The organism is Streptomyces spongiae, from assembly GCF_009377185.1.
GTDB lineage: Bacteria > Actinomycetota > Actinomycetes > Streptomycetales > Streptomycetaceae > Streptomyces > Streptomyces spongiae.
On the sequence record NZ_VJZC01000004.1, the window covers coordinates 35,488 to 54,174 of the forward strand.

The following is an 18,687-nucleotide window of genomic DNA, read 5'->3' on the forward strand; positions in this document are numbered from 1 at the left end:
AAGCAGGAAACATCCCGGCAGGTCCGGTCGCGCTGGTGTCCGGCGTGTGTGTGCTGAGCGCGCGTTCCCCCGAGGGCAGACGGCTGGGCACGATGGCGCTGTACTTCTCGCGGCCGTAGTCGCGCCGCCACGCCGACGAAGCGCTTCGCAAGCAGTCGAACAAGTGTACGTCTACGCCAATCGCCAAGCGCAGCGCAGCCGCGGCTGCGCTGGGTCTTAAGGAGACCGACATGGGAAAAATTCTGATCTCAGAGGGCTGTGTGATCGACCCCGACCGCACCCCGATGGTGATGTGGCCCGCGGACGTGCTGGTCGACGGCTCCGTCATCGCGGAGGTGGCCCAGCACATCTACGCACCCGACGCCGAGGTGATCGATGCACGCAACCACATCGTGATGCCAGGCCTGATCGACACCCACCGGCATGTCTGGGAGGGGCAGATCAGAAACATCGCGGTGGACGCCACGCTCAACGAGTACTCCACCGTGACGCTGTCCGGACTGGCACCGAACTATCGGCCGGAGGACGCGTACGCGGGTGAGCTCGTCGGCCTGCTGGAGTGCGTCAACGCCGGTGTGACCAGCGTCTTCGACTGGTCGCATGTGCAGAACTCCCCCGAGCACACCGATGCCGTCGTGCAAGCGATGAAGGAGTCGGGGATGCGCGTCGTGTTCGGGCACGGCTACCCCAACGACGATCTCACCGCGTGGATGTGGGAGAGCGTTCTCCCTCACCCCGAAGACGCGAGGCGCGTCAGGTCGCAGTACTTCTCCTCCGACGACCAGCTGCTCACCATGGCCATCGCCGCGCGCGGACCGGAGTACTCGACGATGAAGGTCGTCGAGCACGACTGGCGGCTCGCCCGCGAACTCGACTGTTGGATCAGCCTGCACATCGGAGGCGGCGAACTCGGCCCCAAGTACGAGGGCATCACGCGGATGCACGAACTGGGCCTGCTCGGCGCCGACATGAACTACGTGCACTGCACCACGCTCACGGCCGCGGACTTCGACACGATCAAGGACACCGGCGGCACCATCTCGATCGCCCCGGCAGTCGAGGCGCAGATGGGCCACGGCTACCCGCCGGTCGACGAGGGGCTGCGGCGCGGCATCCCGACCGGTCTCGCGGCAGACGTCGTCACCAGCACAGCAGGTGATCTGTTCTCGCCCATGCACGGAGCCTTCTCGATGACCCGTGCCCGGCAGACTGCGCGTGCTCTCGAAGAGGGCGCCCAGTTCGGTTCCAACGAGAATCCGGAACAAGGAGGGGCCACCACAGGGCTGATCACCACCCGCGACGTTCTCCGGATGGCGACGATCGACGGTGCCCGGGCTGTCGGCCTGGGCGACAAGGTCGGATCGTTGGCAGCGGGCAAGCAGGCCGACATCCTGATGCTCAACCGCCGTGCCCTCAATCTCGCCCCGTTGCATGACCCGGTGGGTGCGGTTGTCACCGCGGCCACCCCGGCCAACGTCGACTCGGTGATGGTGGCGGGTACCTTCCTCAAGCGGCATGGCCGACTTGTCGGGCACGACTTGGACCACGTACTGGACATCGCGCAGAAGTCCGCCGACTACCTGACCGAGAAGGCGGGCATGCAGGACATCTGGCGCCATCGGTGAGAGCAGCGGTTCTCATGGCCGGGACGATCTCCGCGTCACGGACACCGCTCCACCGGGCCGTCCTGAAACTGCGATCCCCAGGAGCTGTATGCCCTCGTCCACGTATCCACTGCGCACGACTGTCCCCGGAACGACGAAGTGACTCCCGATCTGCAACTTTCCGCCACGAAACGGTCTGACGCGGCCCGAAACCGGATTCGGCTGCTGGAAGCGGCGGCTCGACTGGTCGCGGAACGAGGCGCTCAGCATGTGACCATGCAGGCGATCGCGGAGGAAGCCGGAGTCGGGAAGGCCACGCTCTTCCGACAGTTCGGCGACCGCAACGGCCTGCTCCTCGTCCTGTTGGGCGAATTCGAAGCCCAGTTCCGACACTCCTATACCGCAGGCCCGCCTCCGCTGGGACCAGGAGCCTCCGCCGTTGCCAGATTGACGGCCTTCGGCTGCGCCCTGATCGACCGCACAGCGGCCGACTGCGATCCGGGCCCTGCTCTGAGCCGTCACATTCCCCTCGACTGCCGTTACTCGTCCGGGACTTGGCGGGAGTTCCACCGTCATGTCGCATCACTTCTGCGGGAGGCAGGGGTGATCGGGGACTGCGACATGCTCGCTCACGCCCTGCTCGGTTTCCTGAGCATCGAGCTGGCGGACTACCTGCGCAGCACGTGCGCGGTATCTGCCGCGCGCTTGCAGGCCGCCTGGGAAGACCTCGTACGGCGGGTGGTCGGTAGTGAGTCACGGCAGGCGACGTTGGGCTGACGGTGAGGGCCCTGCTTCGGCGGATCGGTTCAGCGGCACGTGGCCCAGGTTCCGGCCGAGCGCGCGTCTCGGATGCCGGTGATGCGACGGCGGCCGGCAAGGTCGCGACAACCATGAGCGTCCACGAGTCGGGTCGGGCGTGAGCCAGTGCGGCGCCGATGAGCGCACCACTGAACATGCCGGCTACGGAGACCGGTCGGACACCGACGCGCCCGGCTCCGTTGTCCGCCGAGATGCCGGTGAGGGGCAGCGTCAGGCCGGTGGTCCTGAGATCCGGGACGCCCAGCCCGCGGACGACAGCGTTCTGCGGCCCCGTCCCCGCACCCAGCAAGATGATTGGCGCGAATTCCGGCACGGTGCCGAGCGGGGCGGTGCCGGCGACGCGACCATGACCGCGGCCGTGGTGATGGCCAAGTGCACGAGGGCCGCGATGCAGATCCTTCCTCCTCGGCGGTCACTGTGCCGTCGTGTGATCCTTCCGCCCATGTGGGCTCCAGCGCCGGAGGCGCCAAGGGACAGGATCGAAGTCCAGGCGCGGAACCCTGGTGCTCCGGCGAGCGCGAATCCCAGGGAGACGACGTCGCCGGTCGTGTTGGCGAGGAAGACGTTGCCCAAGGGGGGCCTCCCCCTGAGTGGTGGACACGCTCAGTCCGTGTCCGGATCCGGGGACTCGCCAAGGAGGCGGCCCCCGAGATCGTCGGCCCACTCCACGGCCCAGCCGCGGAGAGCGACGATGGTGGCGTCGTCCAGGCCGTACGCGGCGAATGCCTCGTCGTCGGTCCACTCGGCGCCTGCGAGATTCGCCTGGAGATCCTCCCGCTCGAAGCGGCCTCGGGCGTGGCGGCGGCCGAACTCCTCCAGCTCGGTGTTCGTCCGGCGGCGGGAGGCCGCGAAGACGTCGATCAGATCGCGGGGCGCACCGCGATCGGCGAGGGCCCGGACCTTGGTCCCGATCACGTCCTCCTCCGCGAGGACGGGCCCATAGGCGCTCTGGACCACCGGCCGCCAGAAGATCTCCTTGAGGATGTCGACTTCGCAGTCCTGTCCGGTGGCCGGGTCGGAGACGGTGAACCGGGCGGAAAGAGGGGCGGTCTCCAACGCCTCTACCCGCCAGCCCCGCGCTTCCAGGCCGTCGCGGAGCGTGGCCGCGATGTCGTCCATGGGCGCCGGGTTCTCGGTGGCGACGTCGAGGTCCTGGCTGGGGCGGCTCACGAGGTGGTGGGCCCGCACGGCGTACCCGCCGGTGAGGACCAGCGGATACGGGGAGCCGAGAGCGATCACGTCGGCCAGGAGCCGCGCGTGCAGCTCCGGCATGTCCGTCACGCCACCGCCCGGGTGCGAGCGGCGAGTTGAGGGAAGGAGTCCTCCCACACGGTGCGTACGGTACGGCCGACGAGAGAGCGCAGCACCGGCCACATCTGGAGAAGGAGATCCTGGTTGAGGTAGCGGGGCAGGTCGTCCCGCAGCCCCTCGTGCAGGACCGTGCGGTACAGGCCCATGCGCTGCCGAGGCTTGTCCATGTCGTACGACGTCATGCCGGACCAGGCCATGTGCAGCGGCAGATCCACGATCCCGTGAGCCGGACCGTGCAGGTCGTCCAACGACTGTGGCAGACGTCGGCGGAACTTCGCCTGGTACAGGGCCAGGTCGTCGGCGTCGGTGCGCGACAGGCTGTCGGGGGCGGGCGCGGTCGGCTGTGCGCTGGAGGACATACCTTCATTATGACGGTCGGAGACCGGGCGCGGCTCATGCCGTCCGAGCCGACACCGTGAGGAGCCGCTCCTAGCCGGCACGGGGCGGAATGTGGCGCTCAGTACCGGCCACGTCGCTGTGCGCAGAGGCGCTGGACCGAAGGGGTCACGTCAGGCCAACGCGTCCACCATCAGCGCGGCGGCGAGCATGTGGGCCTGTCTGGGGCTTGTCGCGTCGTAACCGGTCAGTTGGCGGATACGACTGAGCCGGTAGTCGAGGGTCGACGGGTGGATCACCAGTCGCTGCGCCGACTTGATCCGGTTGCAGTCGGTGTCCAGCCAGACCATGAGGCTCTCGCGCAGCGCCTCATGGTGAGCCAGCGGGCGAACGATCCTGGTGAGTGCGGCGTGTATGAGATCGGACTGGGCGATCGCGTACTCCAGAAGCACGTCGTCGAAGCGGTACAGTCCGGCGGGCCGTCTGGCCGCGACGGCGACCCGCAGAACGCGCAGTGCTTCCCGGTATCCGGTGGCTATCTCAGCGGCCGGCCTGTCCGCGACCGCGATCCAGCTGTGGGCGCCGTACCGGTCGGCCACCGTGGCAAGGGCCTTCTGCGTCTGTTCGCCGTCGTCGTTCGGGACGAGGACGACCTCGTGGCCGTCCCGCTGCGTCTGGAGAATCCCTCGCAACCGCTCCACCGCGGTGACCTGCGCGTGTGATTCGGCCCGTTTCGCTTCTCTGGTGCGTCGTACGACACACACCGTGTACCGGGCGGCGAGCCAGGGTGCGTGGGACCACCGTACGACCCGTCCGTCGAGCAGGTCGTCGGCGGCCCCGGCCGGCGCCGGCCCGTGCAGGGTGAGACCGGTCTCCTCGGCCAGCGAGCGGCGGACATCCGCGAGGAACTGCTCCAGCATCCTCGCCACGTCCGCTGCCGATGCTCCCTTGCGCTCCATGGCGGTGGCGCGGCGGGCGGCGTATGCGAGACACCATGCGAGCACGCCCGCCGGCACGGTTCTTCCGTCGGACGCCTCCTGAGTGAGCGGCACCTGCACGGGGCGGCGGTCGGCCCAGTCCGAGCCGACCGCGTCCGGGACGGCCGAGGGGATGGCGCGCGCGGAGGGCTCTCCGGGCGCGACGGATTCGGACATGGTGCGGTCAGGGCCTTTCCGGAGTACCTCATGTCGTGCTTCGCCGTGCTGTCCGACAGCCGTTCACATTCTACGGAGGCTCCGGTGCGGTTCCACCAGAGGGAAACCTCACCGGTCGGCGGCGCGGAGTTGAACATGTTCTCGGCGGTCGGGCCGCGTCGCACCGGTGCCTCTCCTCTCCCGTCGGAAGTTTCTGAGACGTCGACGGAATGCGGCTCGTGAGGCCGATCATCCGTGATCACATGAGGTCGACTTTCCGCCGACGGCTCGAAACAGCCGATCGCTCGTTCCGGTTGATTCCGCCGCCGCGCCCCCCACCTTCCTTCCTTCACAAGGATGACGCATGCCCCCCGCATCCCACCGCCGCGCGAAGGCCCGTGTGCAACACGCGGTCTTCGCGGCTGTGACCGCCGGCCTTGCGGTTGCCCTCTTCACCGCAGGACCACTGCCCGTCTTCCGTGCCGCGGCGGCCGATCCGTCCGCCGCGACCGGTGATAACGATGTCAAGTCCGGGCCCGACAAGCTCGGTTCGCACGATGCCGACCTCCTCGCCAAGGCCGAGGCCAAGGGCGACAAGAACGTCACGATCATGATCGCCACAGCTCCCGGGCAGACCGACAAGGTCGCGCGGGAGCTGGACGGCGTCAAGGGCGCCTCCGTGGGCCGGACATACGACCGGCTCGGCTATGTGCGCGCCACCGTGCCCACGTCGAAGGCGCAGTCGACGATCGCGCAAGCGGCGAAACTCCCCTCCGTGCACGGCATCGACCTGCGCCAGTCCGTCAAGCGGCAGGAAACCCCGCTTCCCGGCGAGAAGACCACCAAGCGTCTGTCGGCCAAGGCGACTTCGCGGACCTATCCCGGGCCCGACCGCGGCACTCCGGCCGAGAACCCGTACAACCCCGTCTTCGAGACGGGCGCCGTCGACTTCGTGAAGAAGCACCCGGAGGCGGACGGCCGCGGGGTCACCATCGGCGTTCTCGACTCCGGGGTCGACCTGGCGCAGCCCGCGTTGCAGAAGACGACCACCGGGGATCGGAAGATAGTCGACTGGGTGACGTCCACCGATCCGCTGCTCGACGGTGACGGAACCTGGCGCCCGATGACGGCTTCCGTGTCCGGGGCGGCCTTCACCTACGCGGGCCGGACCTGGAAGGCGCCGGCGGGTTCGTACCGCATCAATCTCTTCCAGGAGTCGGTGACCGCGGGCGGCGACGCCGCGGGCGACGTCAACCGCGACGGTGACACCACCGACGACTGGGGCGTCCTGTACGACCCGGCGGCAGGCACGGTCACCGTGGACGCCGACGACGACGGCGACTTCACCGATGACAAGCCGATGAAGCCGTACCAGGACGGTTATCAGGTCGGCTGGTTCGGCACCGACGACCCGTCCACGGCCGTCTCCGAACGGCAGCCGTTCGTCGTGCAGATCCGCAAGGACGTCCCCATGGACCCGCTGGGCGGCGACTGGGTCGGCCAGAAGGCGGACTTCGTGAACATCGGCATCATCTCCGGTTCGCACGGCACGCATGTCGCGGGTATCACCGCGGCCAACGGCATGTTCGGCGGCCGGATGAACGGCGCCGCGCCGGGTGCGAAGATCGTCTCGTCCCGCGCCTGCGGGTTCGGGCCCTGGTGCAGCAACACCGCGATGTCCGAGGGCATGATCGATCTGGTGGTGAACCGCCACGTCGACGTCGTCAACATGTCCATAGGCGGGCTGCCGCCGGTCAACGACGGCAGCAGCGCGACCGCCGAGGTGTACAACCGCCTCATCGACCAGTACGGCGTCCAGATCGTGGTCGCCGGGGGCAATGACGGTCCGGGAGCCAACACGATCAGCGATCCCGGCCTGGCCGACAAGGTGATCTCGGTCGGTGCGTCCGTCTCCAAGGAGACCTGGGCCGCCAACTACGGCGCACAGGTGGAGAAGAAGGAGCAGATGTTCGCCTTCTCCTCGGGTGGGCCCCGGGAGGACGGCGGCGCGACGCCGACCCTGGTCGCGCCCGGCTCCGCGGTCAGCACCATCCCGACCTGGCAGCCCGGCTACGCCCACCCGGCCGCGGGCTGGTCGCTCCCGGCCGGATACGCCATGTATCAGGGCACCTCGATGGCCACCCCGCAGACCGCGGGCGCGAGTGCGCTGCTGCTGTCCGCGGCGAAGCGGCAGGGTGTCGACCTGACACCCGCCAAGCTGCGCACTGCCCTGACCTCTACGGCCCGGCACATCAAGGACGTACAGGCATACCAGGAGGGCGCGGGCCTCATCGACGTCATGGCCGCCTGGACGTCGATCAAGGCCGGCGCGACCGCACACGACTACACCGTGAAGGCCCCCGTCGACACCGCGCTCGCCGGGGAGTTGAAGACCCCTGGCTTCGGCACCGGCGTGTACGACCGCGAGGGCGGTCTGAAGGCCGGGCAGAAGAAGACGTACGACGTCACCGTCACCCGCACCTCCGGTCCTGACGGCGCAGTCCCGCACACCCTCCGCCTGAAGAACAACGAGGGCCGGACCTTCGCCGTCGTCGGCGCGCAGACGATCGATCTGCCGCTGAACCAGCCGGTGACCGTCAAGGTGCAGGCCGCTCCGACGTCCGCGGGCATCAAGAGCGCCCTCCTGGAGGTCGACGACCCGCTGACGGAGGGCATCGACAAGCAGATCATGACGACCGTCGTGGTCTCCAGCCCGCTGACGTACACCCTCTCCGCGGCGGACCAGGTGCAGCGCAACGGCTCGCAGTCGTACTTCGTGACCGTGCCCTCGGGCGTGACGGCGCTGGAGGTCTCCCTCGACGGGCTGGCGGACGGCAGCCAGGCCGGGGTCTGGGCGACCAACTCCTGGGGTGTGCCCGCGGACGAGGACGACCCGAACACGCCGACCATCGCCAGGTACACGCGTCCGATGCCCGGCGTCTGGGAGATATCGGTCATGGGCTTCCGTGCTTCGACGCTTCTCGACAACCCGTACGACCTGCGGGTCACCGCGCTCGGCGTGGACTTCGCTCCGCAGAACGTGACCGTGCCGGAGGGCAAGGCCGGTACCCCGACCGCTGTGTCGTGGAAGGTGACGAACCGGTACGGCGCCGTGGACGGCACCGTGCAGGGGGGCCGGGTCGGCTCCGCCAAGGTCACACGGCCGACCATCGCCGAAGGCGGGAAGCAGACGACCACGGTGGTGGTGCCCGAGGGGGCCACGTCGCTCGACGCCGCCATCGGAGGTGTCTCCGAGGCATCCGCCGACCTGGACCTGTACGTGTACGACGCCGACGGCAACCTGGTCGCCCAGTCGGCCGACGGCGACTCCGACGAGTCGGTGTCCGTCGCCGACCCGGCCGCCGGCACGTACACGATCGAGGTGGACGCCTTCGCGCTGTCCGGGACGACCGCGTACGACTACCGCGACACGTTCTTCTCGGACGGCCTCGGCACGATCGACCCCGCCGGTTCCGGGCGGATCGACCTCGGCACGGGCGACTCGGCGACGGTCTCCGCGACGGTGACGCCGCAGGGCGTCCCGAGCGACGGCCGTCAGCTCTTCGGGGAGGTCCGTGTGGTGAACACCCGTGGGACGACCGTAGGGACGGGCGGCGTGACCGTCGAGAAGGTCGAGCCGTAGCCGCACGGTGCCCGACCGACCGCCAACGGCCCGCCACGGCCGCACCGTTGCGGGCCACCCAATGTCGTCAAGCGACCAAGGCTTTTGACTTTGTCTCTTGACTTGAGCGGTCGACTAACTCAATGATGGAGTCACGAAGAGCGACGGGGGTGCCCGCGCCGCCGGACACCCCCGTCGCTCTGCACCGCGAGCCCTGCCCTGCTTCCCCAACGACAGAGGAGAGATCGATGACGGACATGATTGCTGTGGCGTACCCCGGCCAGGACGTGGCCGAGTTGGCCCTCGCCGAACTGCGTCAGCTGGACTCCGAGCACACGGTTCACGTCGTCGACGCGGTCCTGGTGACCCGTGACGACGAGGGTGACGTGAAGCTCCACGGCAAGCTCAGCCCCACCGCCTCCGGCGCGATGGACGGTGCCCTGTGGGGCGGCATCATCGGACTGCTGCTCCTGCAGCCGCTCCTCGGCGCCGCGATCGGAGCGGCCACGGGTGGCGTCATCGGAGCCACATCCGAGGACGACGACCGGACCGAGTTCGTCAAGGCGCTCGGCCGGCGCCTGACCGTCGGCGGCGCCGCCGTGATCGCCGTGATCGGCGACGCCACGCCGGACAAGGCACTGCCGCGCATCGCCAAGTTCGGCGGCGACGTGCTGCACACGTCACTCAGCGAGGAGGACGAAGACGCCCTCCGCCTCGCTCTGCGCACCTGGCAGCCGACTGCCCAGCAACACCCGGCCGACGCGGCCGGGCAGGACGCCGACGCTTCCCCCGCGGTCACCTCGTAACCGGGACTGTGCCGCCCGGCACCGTGCGGCGGACAGGCCGCCGCACGGCGACGGCCGCCGGAACGTCTCTTCTCTCCCACGCTCAAGACAGGTAAAGGGAAACCGACATGACCGAACGTAAGGGACTGTCGCGCAGGGCGGTGGCGGCCGGTGTCACGGGCCCCGGCAACGCCGCGGCGGCGTCGCGCGGGCCGTACGCGACGCACGGGTCGGGGAGAGCCGCTTCGGTGTCGTACGAGCCCGTCCCCGTGGGCAGGGGCGGCGGGCCGAGCGGGACGGACCGTGTGCATGTGCTCAAGGTCGGCCCGCGCGAGGCGCGGACGGTTCTGGTCCTCGTACCGGGCGGGTTCGGCGCCGCGGGCGACTTCCGTCTGCTGGCCCGCGACCTGGTCGAGGCAGTGCCGGAAGTGCAGGTCTGGGCGTTCGACCGGCGTGAGGAGAACCTCGTCGACCGCGCCGGGTTCGACGCTCCCGATCCGGCCGCCTACTACCTGGACGGCCGCTACCGCTCGCAGGACCCGGCCGCCTCCCGGTACGTCGCCGGGTGGGGGCTGGGCGTCGCCGTCGAGGACCTGCGCGCGGTGGTGCGGACCGCCCGGCAGGGTGGTCGGCGCCGGGTGGTGCTCGGTGGCCACTCCTGGGGCGCGACCACCGCGCTCGCCTACGCCGCCTGGGACTTCCGGGGGGACCCGGGGTGCCGGGACCTGGCCGGGCTGGCACTGATCGACGGTGGTGTCCTCGGGGCGTTCGGCGGAGGGCGCCCCAACTCACCGGAGGACGTACGCAAGCGGCTCGCCGCCATCGACGGCGGGGCCGTCTTCGACATGAGCATGGCTGCGGTCAAGTTGGGCGACCGCGCCGAGAGCACCCAGATCTGGTACCAACTCGCCGGCTGGTACGCGCATACCGACCCGGAGGGCCGGTCCGTACTGCAACCCCGGTTGCCGGATTTCCTGCGGACCCCCTATCCGATCACCAACGCCGCGCTGCTGGGCACCTTGGTGGACCAGGGGTTCGGCTGGCCCAACGACATCAGCGTGCACTCGGGGCACCTCGCCGGCACGGGCGACGTACGCGATTGGGTGGACGACGGCATCACCCCGATATCTCGCGTCGCCGCGGCCTACGCCGGCCCGCGCCCGACGGTCTGGGAGTGGTACTGGCCCGCCCGGCTGTCCCTGGACCTGGACGTGACCGACTCCTACACCGACAACGAACTCGCGCGCTCGCTGGGGCTCGCCCTGCGCCACACCGCGGAGCTGAACGTGCCGCTCTACGCCTTCGAGACGAGCGCCTACGGCGGCGCGGCCCTCGCGGCGGCACGAGAAGTCGTGGCCGGATCCCGCATCCCGTACGGGGTGTACGACTCGGACGAGAGCATGAACCACCTGGACCCCCTCTTCGCCACGACAGCGCACAACAGCGCGACGCGCACACTCGCCGCGTTCCTCACCAGATTCCGTGGCGAGTGACGGAACCGGAACCCGTCCTTGAAAGCCCTGGCCGAACACCCCGAACGACAACAGAGGAGTTCTTTTCCCATGACACCCCCCACAACGTCGTGTGACACTGCGCCGAAGACCGGGAAGGTACGGCGTGCCGCCCTCGCCGTCCTCGTCGGGGCCGGGCTGATCGTGGCGGCCACGCCGGCCGACGCCGCGCCCAACGGTGGTTACGCGCACCGGACGGTGACCGCGGCCGACGGGCAGACGTTCCATCTCCGGCTGGCCGCCGGGCCCGTCGTGCTGCCGTCCTCCGGTGGCACCGTGCGGGTCGCGGGCACGGGCTACAACCGGGCCCAGGGCATCTTCCTGGCGTTCTGCGTGATACCCAAGGGCGTCAAGGTCGGTGACCCCTCGACGTACACCACCCGGCCCACTCCCTGCCTCGGCGGCACCCATCCCACGACTCCCGTGTCACGCCGGATCACCGACGCCGACACCGGCGGCGGCGCCCCCGGACTCACCCTCCCTTATCAGGAGGGCGGTTCGTTCGTGACGACGTTGGAGAACGTGCGGCCCGAGATCGCGGACGGGGTCGTGTGCGGCAGGACGGTGGACTGCGCTGTGGTCACCCGCGCCGACTACACCGCGACGGACAACCGCCTGTACGACCAGTACATCCCGGTCCGCTTCACCTCTTGAGTTCTGCCCGGAGAACTCTGTTGTGAATTGCTTGGGGTTGCTTTTTCTTTGCTTTGATTTCTTGAAGGCGGCTCCACAATCGAGATCACGTACCGTTCGCGTCGTGCGCGAATCACTCACCACACTGAGAGAACAGGCGGCGAGCAATCCGCAACAGCCTGTTATGACCTTTGCTTCGGAAGTTGGTCAAAGAAGCAGCACCACAGTCTGCTCCCGGGCCCTCGACAGACATTCCAAGCGCATCGCCTCCTGGCTCCAGGAGGGACTTTCTCCGGGTGAGCGAGCACTTCTCCTTTACTCACCCGAAGTTGAATTCACCACAGCTTTCTCGGCCTGCGTCTACTCCGGGGTGATCGCGGTGCCCGCTCCGCTGCCGGGCCGCTACCGGCATGAGCGCCGACGGCTGGCCGCGATCGCCCGCGACGCTGGGGTGCGCGTCAGTCTCACCCAGTTGAGCGATCTGCCGGAGGTCGAGAAGTGTGTGGCCGAGGAAGGGGTCGCCGAAGCGGTCTGCCATTCGACCGACACCGACGCCGGCGACCCGGACGCCTGGACCGCTCCAGAAGTGTCGCCGAAAACCGTGGCGCTGCTCCGGTACACCTCGGGTTCGACCGGCGACCCCAGGGGCGTCGTGGTCAGCCACGGCAGCCTGACGGCCCAACTCGACCGGCTCGTCCGCGCGCTCGGCATCGGTCCGGACGTCGCCTGCGGCGGCTGGATCCCGCTGTACGACGACATGGGCCCGATCGGCCTGATGCTGACCGGAGTCCTGTACGGCTCCGGGTATGTGCAGATGGATCCGATGGCCTTCCTGCGGCACCCGCACAACTGGCTGCGCCTGCTCGACGAGTTCGACGTCCAGGTCACCGCCTCGCCCGACTTCGGCTACGAACTGTGCCTGCGCCGGGTCACCGACGAACAACTCGCCGGCCTCGACCTCTCCCGTGTGGCGGTCGCCGTCAACGGCTCCGAACCGGTGAGGCCCGCCACCGTGACCCGATTCTTCGAGCGGTACGCCGCCGAGGCCCTGCTGCCCATGTACGGCCTTGCCGATGTACGGCGCGCCCTGGGCCGGGCTGCCGCCGCCGCGCTGACCGCGGAGGCGGTGAACGTGCTCTCCGTCCGCTCGGTGCACACCCTGCCCGGGGAACTGAACGCGATCTCGACGATCACCAAGGCGTACGTTCCGACGCTGACCCAGGACACGCTCGGCTCGCTCGGGGAACCGCTGGGCGTACACGGCTTCCTCACCTCACCGGCAGGCGGCGGTTTCGCCAAGCTGGAGCGCGATCACCGCATCTGTGCGATCTTCGACGGCAGCACGGCCGTCAACCGAGCGGCCCTTCTCCACCAGATGCCGCGTCTGGCCCGTCAGTTGGGCCGTCTCCACGTCGACAGCAACGGTCTGCGGACAGCCGCCGATCTCACCGCCCCTCTGCCCCCGTTCGATCCGGGACAGCCTGACGCTGCTGTCCGACGCGGGATGCAGCGCTGTCCAGGCCCTGCCCGACGCGGTGAACCGGCTGCGGCAGGCCGGGCCGGTGGAGGCGGTCGCTGTCGCCGTGCGACTACTAGCCGAACTCGCGCGACTGGAGACCGAGTCGGTGGCCTTCGTCCCGGTGGACGCGGACTGCCCGGTACCGACTTCACCCTCGCCGAATGCTACGAACGCGCCTACGCCTACGCCGCATGCCTGTTGCTGTGGCTGGAGAACCCCTCTCTGCGCACCGGGCGGCTGGGCACCGAGGGTCTGTGGCTGCGGGCCTGCCTGACCTTCCTGCTGGGCGAGGACGACACCGATGTCCATGACATTCTGGCCGGCGTCCTTCTCACCACACCCGCATCGGAGTTCACCCTTCTGGGAGGTGCCGAGTGAACATCGCCACCGCAGTCCCCCCGGTTCGGGCTGTGTCTGGTGGTGGCCAGTACAGGAAGCGGCTGATAGCCGCCATGTCGATGTGGTGCGCGCAGGTGCCGGCCGGATACGGCTCGACGAGGACGACATCGGGGTGGTCGGCGGCCAGGACGGTGGTGCCACCACAGTGCCTGCCCAGCCCGCTGGAGTACCCGGAGCCCGCCGGTGGCGTGGGCCCGCGCGTTCTACCGGGAGGAGAGGCGGATGTGGACGCGGTCGTCACCACGCAGGGCGGCGCGCGGCACCTGGTGCGCCGTCACCGCCTCCCTTTCGTGAGCGACATCGTCGAGCGGGCTGCCAGGCATGCCTCGGGACGTGCCGCACTCAGGACGAGTGAGCGGACGGGGCTTGGCCGGGGGCTCCGGCCACGGTCGACCAGGTCGCTGCGGCGAGTCAGCACCTTGTTCGCCGCGGTCAGGCCGAGGCGCTGCCGGCCGGCAGCGCGGATCTGGACGACGCGGTCCACTGCGTGGGAGGAACTCAAAGATCAGCGGAAACACTCTCCCCATAGTCACGAAGAAAAGGTCGTAACGATGAACGAGTTCAGGAGCCTCCGGGCCCTGGTCACCGGTGGTGCTTCCGGTATTGGTCGCGCCACCGCCGAATTGCTGGCACTGCGGGGCGCGCAGGTCGCCGTCCTTGATCGCGACCGGTCGGGGATCGATGCGTCGCTGATCGCATTGCAGGCCGACCTCCGGGACGATGCCCAGGTGCGCAGTGCGGTGGCCGAAGCAGCAGGCCAGTTCGGCGGCCTGGACATTCTGGTGAACAACGCCGGGACAGGCGCTGTCGGCACTGTCGAGGACAATCCCGACGAGGAATGGCACCAGATACTCGACGTAAACGTTCTCGGGATGGTGCGCGCAACGCGGGCTGCCCTCCCGTATCTTCGGGAGTCCTCGCATGCGGCGATTGTCAACACCTGCTCCATCGCGGCCACCGCCGGTCTGCCTCAGCGCGCCCTGTACTCCGCCAGTAAGAGAGCCGTTCTTTCACTGACCCTGGCGATGGCCGCCGACCACATTCATGAGGGCATCAGGGTGAACTGCGTCAACCCCGGTACGGCGGACACCCCGTGGGTCGCCCGGCTGCTGGCGGCCGCCGACGACCCGGAGGCCGAGCGGGCAGCCCTCAACGCTCGCCAGCCCATGGGGCGATTGGTCAGCGCGCAGGAGGTGGCTGCCGCTGTCGCCTACCTGGCCAGCCCAGCGTCTGCCTCGGTCACTGGGGCAGCCATCGCAGTGGACGGAGGTATGGCGGGCCTGCGTTTGCGCCCGGCAGCAGATTGAGCCCTTCTCCATCCCCCCCGACCACCATCACCTGGAGGTAAGACGACATGGGTCATCAGCCCGTTGAAGCAGCCCCCGATTCCCCGGGATCGTCCCTGGACCCCCACGAGGACCCGGCCCACGCGGATCGGCTGGCTCGCCGTGCCGTCACCGTCTTTCCGCTGCTCGTGCTCGTGGCGGGCGGCGTCGGTCTGGCGATGCCGTCAGCGTTCATCGATGCGAAGCCGGTCATCCCCTACCTGCTCGGCCTGATCATGTTCTGCATGGGCCTGTCCATGACCTCGCAGGATTTTCGCGGAGTCGTCAAGCGCCCCTGGGCCGTCGCTATCGGTCTGGTCGCGCACTATGTGATCATGCCCGGTCTCGGCTGGGCGATCGCTCAGCTCCTTGACCTTTCCCCACAGCTGGCCATCGGAGTCATTCTCGTCGGTTGTGCGCCGAGCGGCACGGCATCCAACGTGGTGACGTTCCTGGCTCGGGGGGACGTGGCGCTCGCGATGTCCATCGCGACGGTCTCCACGCTGGTCGCCCCCCTCGCCACGCCGTTTCTCGCCCAGCTGCTGGCCGGGCATTCCCTCGCTGTCGAGGCCGGCCCCATGGTCACCGACATTCTCAAGACGGTGCTCGTTCCCGCCCTCGCAGGACTGCTCGTACGGGTCCTGGCCTCCCGGCTCGTGCAGCGCTGCCTGCCCGTGCTGCCCTGGCTGTCCGCCGTCACGGTCGCCGCGATCGTGCTCATCGTGATAGCCGGCAGCGCTACCGCGATCAAGAGCGCAGCGGCCGTCGTACTGCTCGCCGTCGTGCTGCACAACGGTCTCGGCCTCGGTCTCGGATACGGTGCGGCCAGGCTTGCCGGGATGGACACCGCCTCGAGCCGGGCGATGACGTTCGAGGTGGGTATGCAGAACTCCGGCCTTGCCGCCTCTTTGGCCGCAACCTACTTCTCGCCTCTGGCAGCCCTCCCCGCCGCGGTCTTCTCCGTCTGGCACAACGTGTCCGGCGCTCTGGTTGCGGCGTGGATGAACCGCCGCACAGGCGCTCGGCGCCCCCGGTAGACAGGGCCGGTGGTGTCCCCGTTCCTGACGTCCCGAATACGCACCGCTTCCCGCACCGAAATGCGCGGCGACGTCAGGCCCGGCCTGTGCAACGACCGCAGGATCTGGGACGTTTGCCTCTTTTCGGTTCTGCGTATCGGAGGATGCGCGTGAGGCTGAAGCAGGCGAACTCGTTGCCCGCAACCGCCCCGAGACAGCCAGGGGTTGCTGCCGGGAAGGCCCTACCGTGCCCGGCCACTAGCACCTTGATGACACGCCTCCTCCGACGGTACGGCAGGGAGCGGAGCAACAGTGCTTGAGCCCGGGGCACGTATGGTCCCCACGGACGCAACATGGCTGGCGCCCGCGCCCTCATGCGCCTCCGGCGTGGACAGCGCCGACATCGGAAGCCGATCACCGCGGTCGCCAACAGTTTCACCGAGTGCCGTCGGCCGGATCGTCTCCGAGGCGATCAAGGCAGCAGGTGCGTGACCCGCGAGTTCAGCACGACCACCGTCGACGATGGCATCGCCATGGGCCACGGTGGCATGCTCTGCTCCCTGCCCTCCCGCGACCTGACCTCTCCCTGCCAGGCAGGAGCTCTCCACCACCTTCCTCACCGTCCCGCCACCCAGCCGTACCTCATCGGGAGAGCCGGAAAACAACCTGACGTGCGCGAACCAAGTCACTGACAGTCACTCTTCCCGTGTCCAGCTGACTTGCCATCAGACGGCTGCGGGCGGAGAGATCCAACTGGCCACCCACAGTGGTCCGTCATCGGGAGATTTCGCTACTGGGTAGGACGAGCAGGGCCCGCAGGAGCGTGATCGTGTGGGGAGCAAGCGCGCATCCTGGTAAGGATGCGCCTGACACTTCACGTTGCCAACGCAGCAAGCTGCGGTGTCGAGTTCGGTGGGGAAGGCGGTCGGTTCATCGAACACCTTGCGCCTCTGAGAGGGCGTCCTGCTTGAAGAAGCGATAGTTCATGGGTTGTGCCAGTTTATGACCGTTTCACCCGTCGCTCGTTTTGCGAGATTGGAGATCATCGCGAGGCGAATCATGCTCTCGGAGTGCGCCGGTTTGGTCTCGTAGTCGCGGGCGAGGCGGCGGTGCATCATGATCCACCCGAAACACCGCTCCACGACCCAGCGCCGCGGGATCACGGAAAAGCCTTTGACCTGCTCGTTCCGTGGAACGACGTCGACGTCGATACCAAGCGAGGCGCCGTGCTCGATGGCCTTCTTCTTGTAGCCGGTGTCGACCCATGCCTTGCTGATGGTGGGGTGGTCGGCGGCGACGCGGGTGAGGAGCTGGATACCGGCCGCGTTGTCCGAGACGCTGGCGGCGGTCACCATGACCAGCAGTAAGAGGGCGGAATGAGAGTGCATAGGAGTTTTGTCGTCACCTGAACGTGTGGCGGTGCGGCATCCCGGCCGGTCGGCGGCCATGGGCATGTTGGGCTGGTCGTCGTGAGTGAGCGCAAGCCCTACAAGACCGACGTGAGCGACGAGCAGTGGATGCTGGTCGAGCCAGTGATCACCGCGTGGAAGGCCGCTCATCCTTCGGTCAGCGGCCATCAGGGCCGGTACGCGATGCGGGAGATCGTCAACGCACTGCTCTACCAGGGCCGGACCGGTTGCCAGTGGGAGCTGCTCCCACACGACTTTCCGCCGCCCGGCGCGGTGAAGTACTACTTCTACACCTGGCGCGACGACGGCATCGATCAGACCATTCACGACCTGCTGCGCTGGCAGGTGCGGGAAATGGCGCGTCGGAAGGCGGACCCGAGCCTGGTGGTGCTCGACACCCAGAGCGTGCACGCGGCGGCCGGAGTGCCCGCTGAGTCGACGGGGCGTGACGCGGCAAAAAAAGTACCGGGCCGCAAGCGCGGCCTGGCCGTTGACGTTCTGGGGTTGGTGATCGCGGTAGTCGTGGCGGCCGCGTCGGCGCACGAGAACGCCGTCGGCATCGCGCTGCTGGACAAGGTCGCCGCCGACACCGACACCGTGGAGAAGGCCCTGGTCGACCAGGGCTTCAAGAACGCCGTCGTCGCGCACGGGGAGAAGGTGGGCATCGAGGTGGAGGTCGTGGAGCGCAATCCCGCACAGACCGGGTTCGTTCCCCAGGCCAAGCGGTGGGTCGTGGAGCGCGCCTATGGGATCTTGATGCTGCACCGCAGGCTGGTGCGCGACTACGAGCATCTGCCCCGCAGTTCGGAGTCGCGGGTGTACTGGGCGATGACCGCGGTGATACTGCGTCGGCTGACCTCGGCGACCGTGCCGACCTGGCGCACCGCATGACCGGCGGGGAGCTGACCCTCGGCGCGGTGCTGGCACGGCTGGAGGAGCGGGAACGCGAGATCACCGCGCAGGCCGAGACGACGCGGGAACAGATCACGCAGCTGACCGCACAGCTCGACGAACTCGGCCGGGCCGCCGAAGAAGTCCGGATCACCCGAAAGACACTGCTGGGGCTGCCCGACCCGCAACCACCCGCGCCGCCGGCATCGAAGCTGCCGGATCATCCGGCCTATCAGCAGATCATGGCGGTGTTCACGCGGCCGACCATCCGCTGCGGGCCCGGCAGGTGTGCGAGGCGATGGACCTGCCGGTCGCGCCCAACAACATCAACAACGTCCGCCTCAAGCTCAAGCGGCTGGCCGACCGCGGAATCC

Annotated in this window: 14 protein-coding genes and 3 pseudogenes; 11 read left to right on the forward strand and 6 right to left on the reverse strand. The window is 68.6% G+C overall.

What is annotated here, in order from left to right; genetic code table 11:
* Window positions 1-230: 230 nt before the first annotated feature.
* Both FNH08_RS01395 and FNH08_RS01400 read left to right on the forward strand, forming a co-directional pair.
* A complete protein-coding gene (locus FNH08_RS01395; protein WP_152769373.1) occupies window positions 231-1,625 on the forward strand; it encodes an amidohydrolase family protein in 1,395 nt (464 codons plus the stop codon).
* A gap of 138 nt (window positions 1,626-1,763) precedes the next feature.
* Window positions 1,764-2,381 carry a TetR/AcrR family transcriptional regulator gene (locus tag FNH08_RS01400; RefSeq protein WP_322723455.1) on the forward strand — a complete coding sequence of 206 codons (618 nt, stop codon included), beginning with the start codon at window positions 1,764-1,766 and terminating at the stop codon, window positions 2,379-2,381.
* Window positions 2,382-2,475: 94 nt separating this feature from the next.
* Here the strand turns inward: FNH08_RS01400 and FNH08_RS53825 are convergent.
* From FNH08_RS53825 to FNH08_RS01425, 5 genes and pseudogenes are all read right to left on the reverse strand, one after another.
* Window positions 2,476-2,736 (reverse strand): annotated as a pseudogene (locus FNH08_RS53825) (DUF1275 family protein); the annotation flags it as partial.
* Window positions 2,634-2,996 (reverse strand): DUF1275 family protein, encoded by a 363-nt coding sequence (locus tag FNH08_RS53830; protein ID WP_152769374.1) that lies wholly within the window; start codon window positions 2,994-2,996, stop codon window positions 2,634-2,636. The gene FNH08_RS53830 and the pseudogene FNH08_RS53825, both read right to left, overlap by 103 nt.
* Window positions 2,997-3,026: 30 nt before the next feature.
* Complete coding sequence (locus FNH08_RS01415) at window positions 3,027-3,695, reverse strand: nucleotidyl transferase AbiEii/AbiGii toxin family protein (protein ID WP_152769375.1); 669 nt, start codon at window positions 3,693-3,695, stop codon at window positions 3,027-3,029.
* Between the two features lie 5 nt (window positions 3,696-3,700).
* Window positions 3,701-4,093: a hypothetical protein gene (locus FNH08_RS01420; RefSeq protein WP_152769376.1), complete on the reverse strand. Its 393-nt coding sequence runs from the start codon at window positions 4,091-4,093 to the stop codon at window positions 3,701-3,703.
* Between the two features lie 150 nt (window positions 4,094-4,243).
* Window positions 4,244-5,224: a PucR family transcriptional regulator gene (locus FNH08_RS01425; protein WP_152769377.1), complete on the reverse strand. Its 981-nt coding sequence runs from the start codon at window positions 5,222-5,224 to the stop codon at window positions 4,244-4,246.
* A 343-nt stretch (window positions 5,225-5,567) separates the two neighbouring features.
* Between FNH08_RS01425 and FNH08_RS01430 the strand changes: the two genes are divergently transcribed.
* The 8 genes and pseudogenes from FNH08_RS01430 to FNH08_RS01465 form a co-directional block, all read left to right on the forward strand.
* Entirely contained in the window at window positions 5,568-8,846 is a 3,279-nt protein-coding gene (locus FNH08_RS01430) for a S8 family serine peptidase (protein ID WP_152769378.1), read from the forward strand.
* Window positions 8,847-9,073: 227 nt separating this feature from the next.
* Entirely contained in the window at window positions 9,074-9,631 is a 558-nt protein-coding gene (locus FNH08_RS01435) for a DUF1269 domain-containing protein (RefSeq protein WP_194238326.1), read from the forward strand.
* Between the two features lie 107 nt (window positions 9,632-9,738).
* Complete coding sequence (locus FNH08_RS01440; RefSeq protein ID WP_152769380.1) at window positions 9,739-11,103, forward strand: alpha/beta hydrolase; 1,365 nt, start codon at window positions 9,739-9,741, stop codon at window positions 11,101-11,103.
* Between the two features lie 69 nt (window positions 11,104-11,172).
* A complete protein-coding gene (locus FNH08_RS01445; RefSeq protein ID WP_152769381.1) occupies window positions 11,173-11,775 on the forward strand; it encodes a hypothetical protein in 603 nt (200 codons plus the stop codon).
* A gap of 103 nt (window positions 11,776-11,878) precedes the next feature.
* The gene (locus FNH08_RS01450; RefSeq protein WP_322723457.1) at window positions 11,879-13,651 is read left to right on the forward strand and encodes an AMP-binding protein; all 1,773 of its coding nucleotides are present in this window, start codon (window positions 11,879-11,881) and stop codon (window positions 13,649-13,651) included.
* 572 nt (window positions 13,652-14,223) lie between these two features.
* Entirely contained in the window at window positions 14,224-14,979 is a 756-nt protein-coding gene (locus tag FNH08_RS01455; protein ID WP_152769383.1) for an SDR family NAD(P)-dependent oxidoreductase, read from the forward strand.
* A gap of 47 nt (window positions 14,980-15,026) precedes the next feature.
* Window positions 15,027-16,034 (forward strand): bile acid:sodium symporter family protein, encoded by a 1,008-nt coding sequence (locus FNH08_RS01460; RefSeq protein WP_152769384.1) that lies wholly within the window; start codon window positions 15,027-15,029, stop codon window positions 16,032-16,034.
* A 332-nt stretch (window positions 16,035-16,366) separates the two neighbouring features.
* A pseudogene (locus FNH08_RS01465) lies at window positions 16,367-16,591 on the forward strand (dihydroxy-acid dehydratase domain-containing protein); the annotation flags it as partial.
* Window positions 16,592-16,996: 405 nt separating this feature from the next.
* Here the strand turns inward: FNH08_RS01465 and FNH08_RS01470 are convergent.
* Window positions 16,997-17,383: pseudogene (locus tag FNH08_RS01470) on the reverse strand (transposase); the annotation flags it as partial.
* 99 nt (window positions 17,384-17,482) lie between these two features.
* Here FNH08_RS01470 and FNH08_RS01475 point away from each other — a divergent pair.
* Window positions 17,483-18,313, forward strand: coding sequence for an IS5 family transposase (locus FNH08_RS01475; RefSeq protein WP_322723459.1), 831 nt, complete (start codon window positions 17,483-17,485; stop codon window positions 18,311-18,313).
* The last annotated feature ends 374 nt before the right edge of the window (window positions 18,314-18,687 follow it).